This is a genomic window from Algoriphagus lacus (genome assembly GCF_003583985.1).
Classification (GTDB): domain Bacteria; phylum Bacteroidota; class Bacteroidia; order Cytophagales; family Cyclobacteriaceae; genus Algoriphagus; species Algoriphagus lacus.
Genome location: NZ_QXML01000024.1, coordinates 1 through 3,752, shown reverse-complemented (window position 1 = coordinate 3,752; position 3,752 = coordinate 1). Strand labels below are relative to the sequence as shown.

Genomic DNA, 3,752 nt, shown 5'->3' with positions numbered 1-3,752 from the left:
GCTCTGAAAAGTAAGAAAAATCCAAATGTTGATTTTTGTTAATTACACTTAACGTAATACTTTTTAAACTCTTCAAATGATAAAGACCTAAATAATCGACCTCCAATCCGTTTAAATTAACTTTTTCAACAAAAGGCACTTGATTTAAAAAATCTAAATTTTTTATATTTTTAGATTTAAAGTAGGTTAAATAAATAGATTTTATATTTTTCAATTTTATATATTCTATTTCATCAATTAATGATTCGCCTTTAACAATAAAAGCGTCAGGATCACCATTTAAATCTTGAATAAAATCAAACCCATCTAATGTAATTATTCCCATATATTATATCAATTAATCGCCATCTTGTTTTCTATATTTAGTACCAGGAGAATCCCTTTTATTATAATTAGTATTACTCCTATGTCCACCATCGTTTTCCAACCTTTCTGACTCTTGCTTGAATGCATCTCTGTCATTCTTGGCTGGAGTCCAATCTTTTGATTTAACTGGATTATTTTTTGTTGCTCTTTCGTTAGCAGATTTATTCATTCTTGACTCAGGTCCTTTACCATGGTATTTCATCCCATTTTCAAATGTTATTGTGTAAGAACCAGTTCCTTTTTTTTCTGTTTTACCTACCTTAATTGCTTCATCGATTACATTTAATCCTTTGGCAATTTTTCCAGTCTTTGCCAGATCACCCGCATAAGGCAAAACAGCCCCCAAAATACTAGCTTATGCTCCCAAATAATCGCCACTTTCAGCAGACATCGAAGCTCCAAAAATATCTAGAGTTGGAGTTGGATCAAAAACTCCTCCGATATCGACGACAGCTTGCAAAACATCTCTTCCTTCTAAATTATAATTTCCCCCAAAATCAACCCCCAACCCACTGGCGTTTATAGTCAAGTTTATATCCGTTTTTACAGTTATACTTGAGTTATTGGAGCCCAATAGAGTAATGTCAAATGGAGCCATCCCGTCTGGATCTATAAACCTAATGGGGTTATTGAAGGCATAATTGTAGGGTGAATGCCTTCGCATATCTTCCGCCAGCGGATCATGAACAAACCATCTCCCAATCGCAGGAATATAAAACCTCGCCCCGTAATCGTACATGATCACACCCAAGCCGCTTGTCAGCTCTTTCCCATTGTATAGATACGGATTCACCTTGATTCCTCCATATTGGTAACCTAGTCCCGAGAGTTCAACTCCCCAAGGATCATAATGGGTCTCCTGCACGATCAGCGGACCTGTACTCATGATCCGGAACTGGTCAAACCAAACGTTTTCAGCCGTTTCATTGACCAAATAGGTTTCTATGTATCCATCTTTCTTTATCGCCAGCTTTTGGATCAGTTCCTCGTGTTTATTTCGGGCTTTTTTGGATAGGATGACCTTTCTTTGTTCATACAGATTACTGTCTGCATCATAAAGCGCATAGCCCCCTCCTAGGCGTAGTCTATACTCAGCAACTCTAAAGTTCGATTGGCGCTGAGTGAAGTTTGCAACTTCACTCTAGTATCATTAACAATTTGTAATTGGCCATTCTTCTTTAACCCTAGTATAATAAGAAAATTACAAATTTGTTTGTATAAAAAGGTGTAGATGCAATCTACACCTAGTCCTACCGATATTTCTTCTACACCTAGACGGGATGTAATTGGCCATTCTTCTTTAACCCTAGTATCATAAGCAAATTACAAATTTGTTTGTATAAAAAGGTGTAGATGCAATCTACACCTAGTCCTACCGATATTTCTTCTACACCTAGACGGGGTTTTTCTGTTTTGCTTATTTTTTACATCATTGTGAAAAAATCCAATCGCCATTCTTAAACAATCCTGCTAATAGCATTAAACCAAAGCTAATTACGTAATATACTATGATTACAAAAATTGGGTGAATACCTTTACCCAATTCTCTTTCTCTGTCCTCATATTCCTTTACTATATTCTTATAGCGACCATTAAGGAGATAATACATCAAAATCAAAAGTACCAATACTAATGCGAAAGGATATTTATATTCCTTCTTAAAAGAAATATCAATAACCCTGAAGCCTTCTAAGACTAATGAAATCGTGAAAATATTAAACATTATGCATGCAGCTACAAAAATAATTCCTCCTAAGGCAGGCATGTCATCAAAGTTTTTTGACCGAACAGCCAATTGATAACTTTTGTAAAACAAATAATTATATACTCTCATAAATATTTTTATCGCATTCGATTTTCAACATAATTGTAAAACTGGTCTCCCCAAATATAATCAGCCACGCCTATCCCTGCAGCTACTCCCCAACCTACAACTGGAATAAAAGCAGCACCTGCTCCTACACCAAAAACTGCGGCACGTGTACCAGCACTGTAGTATCTACCACCATCTATATCTCCATACATTTGATAACCCGTAGCTACTACACCTGCAACACCAAGTACTTTTCCTCCAACACGAGCATAGTTTAGAACTTTAGATGTCGTATTTATATTGGCTATAGGGGTTCTTACAGTAATTTCTCTATTCATTCCATAAATTTGGCCTCGTGGCATATAGGCTCCTCGATTATCCAAAATACCTTTTGCTCCGCTTCCAATCGGGTCTCCAATTGTTCCAGCCAAACCAACATTGTCAGCAAAACTGTGCCCACCCCCACCACTTTGAGCACCAGCTCCTCCCATATCCCCAAACCCTCCAGCACCAAGTAAATTTGGAGCACCTCCATAGTAATTTATACCAGTAACTCTTCCAGTTTCTTTGATATAGCTCTCAAAATATCCACCAAAAACAGGTGTATTTTCCCAGTTAAATGTAACTAAATCAGTTTGGATGGTTCTTGTGTAAGACCCACTCAAGGAAATAGACCCAGTACTATTTCTTGAACTTTCTTCTGTGTATCCGTTAGAATATAAAAGATCATCTTGTGCAGCGTCTTCCCCATTTTGAACCGGCGTTCCCTGTACCGAATAAGGAGCCATTCCGTCTGGATCTATAAACCTCATTGGATTATTGAAGGCATAATTGTAGGGTGAATGCCTTCGCATCTCTTCCGCTAGCGGATCATGCACAAACCATCTCCCAATCGCAGGAATATAGAATCTTGCCCCGTAATCATACATGATCACGCCCAAGCCGCTTGTCTCCCGCCCTGCAAGCTGGCCCTTCGCTAGATTAGCCCACTGGGCTAATCCTTAACGCTCAGTCCTCATTGTATAGATACGGATTTGTTTTGATTCCCCCATATTGGCATCCTAAGCCTGAAAGATCCACTCCCTAAGGGATTCCCGATATCGCTTCGCTCATCGGGACAGGCGCCGTGCGTCTCCTGAACGATCAGCGGGCCGGTACTCATAATCCGGAACTGGTCAAACCTGCCTGCAGCAGGCAGGCCAGACCGTTTTCAGCCGTTTCATTGACCAGGTAGATTTTTATTTAGCCGTGACTTTTGATTGTCAGTTTTTGGATTAAGTCTATTCTGATTTTTCAGTTGCTATAAATATTTCAAGACATATTTCCTGAGATAAAAAAATTAACAACATATCGGAAATTCATTTCCCAAATAACCAATTCTTACCGAGTTAACTTTAATCATCCTCCCATTTTCAACAACAAAACAAAACTGAACAAGTCCAAAGTTTACATGCCAATAAGTATCACATTTGGAATTTATAATTATAGATAAATCATTGAAATCAATCACTTCATTTTGATAAATAAATTCCTTTTTTTCAATATTTGGATAAATACTTTGAATTTCTTCTAT

Annotated in this window: 6 protein-coding genes and 1 pseudogene; all 7 read right to left on the bottom strand. The window is 37.7% G+C overall.

The genetic code is table 11. The annotated features are described in order from the left end of the window. Positions 1-325, bottom strand: a 325-nt coding sequence (locus D0X99_RS20175; protein ID WP_147392291.1) for a hypothetical protein, incomplete at its 3' end; no start/stop codon positions are given. 12 nt (positions 326-337) lie between these two features. Continuing rightward, positions 338-712 (bottom strand): hypothetical protein, encoded by a 375-nt coding sequence (locus tag D0X99_RS20170; RefSeq protein WP_119479678.1) that lies wholly within the window; start codon positions 710-712, stop codon positions 338-340. A 9-nt stretch (positions 713-721) separates the two neighbouring features. Then, entirely contained in the window at positions 722-1,300 is a 579-nt protein-coding gene (locus tag D0X99_RS20165) for an RHS repeat-associated core domain-containing protein (RefSeq protein WP_199708184.1), read from the bottom strand. 495 nt (positions 1,301-1,795) lie between these two features. After that, a complete protein-coding gene (locus tag D0X99_RS20160; RefSeq protein WP_119479676.1) occupies positions 1,796-2,131 on the bottom strand; it encodes a hypothetical protein in 336 nt (111 codons plus the stop codon). Positions 2,132-2,208: 77 nt separating this feature from the next. Further along, positions 2,209-2,967, bottom strand: coding sequence for a hypothetical protein (locus D0X99_RS20535; RefSeq protein ID WP_233553771.1), 759 nt, complete (start codon positions 2,965-2,967; stop codon positions 2,209-2,211). A gap of 9 nt (positions 2,968-2,976) precedes the next feature. Beyond that, positions 2,977-3,108, bottom strand: a pseudogene (locus D0X99_RS20800) (RHS repeat-associated core domain-containing protein); the annotation flags it as partial. A gap of 410 nt (positions 3,109-3,518) precedes the next feature. Next, a partial coding sequence (locus D0X99_RS20640; RefSeq protein WP_233553770.1) for a hypothetical protein occupies positions 3,519-3,752 on the bottom strand: 234 nt, incomplete at its 5' end.